Origin of the sequence: Rhodococcus yunnanensis NBRC 103083 (assembly GCF_001895005.1) — a bacterium.
GTDB lineage: Bacteria > Actinomycetota > Actinomycetes > Mycobacteriales > Mycobacteriaceae > Rhodococcoides > Rhodococcoides yunnanense.
The window spans coordinates 1-1,896 of the sequence record NZ_BCXH01000045.1 but is presented as its reverse complement, the minus strand read 5'-3'; the positions used below and the strand labels follow the sequence as shown (position 1 = coordinate 1,896).

Sequence of the window (1,896 nt, the reverse complement as noted above, 5' to 3'; positions counted from 1 at the left end):
ATGGGACGATCCCCACACGGAGGACACGATACGAGAGTTCGACGTCGGCGACTCCGTCCTGACCTACACCAAGCTCGCGATCCGCTGCGCCGTCACCACCGTCGACCAGCGCCGCGGCGAACGCGACGGTCCCGAACCTCTCCGCACCCTCGGGACGTACCGGCGCGCGCGGCAGAAGGGCGTCGCCTTCGGGGTGAAGCTGTCGGTGCTCCAGGAGGGCGCGGTAACGGTCGGTGACGAGCTGCACGTCCGCAGCTGGGGCGATTCGGAGCTGTAGGCGTGAATTCTGCTATGCACCGGGTCCCGCGAGCTGTACCGCCAACAGCACTCGCGCTTGACCTGCACGGAGCAAGGGTGAGAACACTGCACCGGCGTCGACGAGATCCGCCCCGCCGCCCCCGCCCCCATAGGTGGCCTCGATGGCACCGGCCGGCACACGCGTCGTGACGACGACCGGAACTCCGCACGCTTTGACCGCGGCGACCACCGCGGCGTTGGTGTTCCCGGAACCCGTTGCCTCCAGGACGATTCCCTGTGCACCCGCCGCAACGTATGCCTCGATACCCACCGCGTCGGCTCCCGGATAGAGCGCCACGACATCCACGCGTACACCGCCGATCCTGCGGCGCGGCACAATCTCGCGGGGTTCACCGGAGCTGATGAATGCGTCGAGTTCCGTAGTGTGAGATTTGCCAAGTCCGCGCGCCCGCAGCGTTCGTCCGCCGAAGGCCACGAGTACTCCGCGGCCCCTGTTGTTCGGATCCCGCACCGCGGCGACGGCGGCTGCTACATTGTTCGGGCCGTCGGGCTCGGCGTGATCGGCAGTCCGCTGAGCACCGGTGAACACCACTGGGCGAGGATCGTCGTGAAACAGGTCGAGCAGGAGCACCGTCTCCTCCATGGTGTCGGTGCCGTGCAGAACGACGACGCCGTCACACGCCGAATCGTCGAGTGCGTCGAACACGGCGTCGACGATTCGGTCCATGTCCGCGAAGTCGAAAGTCGAGCTGCGGCGTTCAACCCGACTCCCGCGAGTGCGACGAGGGCCGTCAATGCGATCCCGCCGTAGGGCACGCCTGCCTTGTTCATGCGCGCGGCGAACTTCGGGGCCGACCCTGCGACCGCCATCGAATGCAGAATGCGCCCGGTCGAATACAGGCCGGCGTTGAGCGACGACAGAGCCGCGGTGAGCACCACGAGGTTCATGATCGCGTCGGCGCCCTGGACGTCGATCGCTCCGAAGAACGTGACGAAGGGGCTCTCCCCCGCGTGATATGCGGTGTACGGCAACAGAAGTGACAGCAACAGCACCGATCCCACGTAGAACACCAGGATCCGCACGATGACGGTGTTGATCGCCTTCGGGATGACTTTCTCGGGTTCGGCCGTCTCGCCCGCAGCGGTACCGACCAGTTCGATCGACGCGTACGCGAACACGACACCTTGAACGACGACGATCGCCGGCAACAACCCGTTGGGTATCAATCCTCCGTTGTCGGTGATGACGCTCAGGCCAGGCGATTGCCCGTCGATCGGTGTGCCGAACAGGACGTAGTAGACACCGACCGCCAGGAACGTCACGAGTGCGATCACCTTGATCAGCGCGAACCAGAACTCCAACTCGCCGAACACCTTGACCGACACCAGGTTCAGACCCAACACGACCACCAGGCCGACGAGCGCGAAGACCCACTGATCCACATGTCCGAGCGGCGCCCAGTACTTCTTGAAGAAGTTCATGTACAGCGCGACGGCGGTCACGTCGACCACTGCCGTCATCGCCCAGTTCATCCAGTACAGCCACCCGGCCGCGAATGCCATCTTCTCACCGAAGAATTCACGTGAGTACGACACGAAGCTGCCCGACGACGGCCGGTGCATCACCAGCTCACCCAG

General features: G+C 65.0%; 1 protein-coding gene and 2 pseudogenes. 1 reads left to right on the top strand and 2 read right to left on the bottom strand.

All coding sequences use genetic code 11. The annotated features are described in order from the left end of the window. A partial coding sequence (locus RY1_RS29180) for an MOSC domain-containing protein (RefSeq protein WP_139280017.1) occupies positions 1-277 on the top strand: 277 nt, incomplete at its 5' end. Between the two features lie 12 nt (positions 278-289). On the opposite strand, the pseudogene RY1_RS29175 reads toward RY1_RS29180, so the two are convergent. Together RY1_RS29175 and RY1_RS29170 are read right to left on the bottom strand one after the other, a co-directional pair. Next, positions 290-1,021: pseudogene (locus RY1_RS29175) on the bottom strand (asparaginase domain-containing protein); the annotation flags it as partial. Next, positions 1,012-1,896 (bottom strand): annotated as a pseudogene (locus RY1_RS29170) (amino acid permease); the annotation flags it as partial. The pseudogenes RY1_RS29170 and RY1_RS29175, both read right to left, overlap by 10 nt.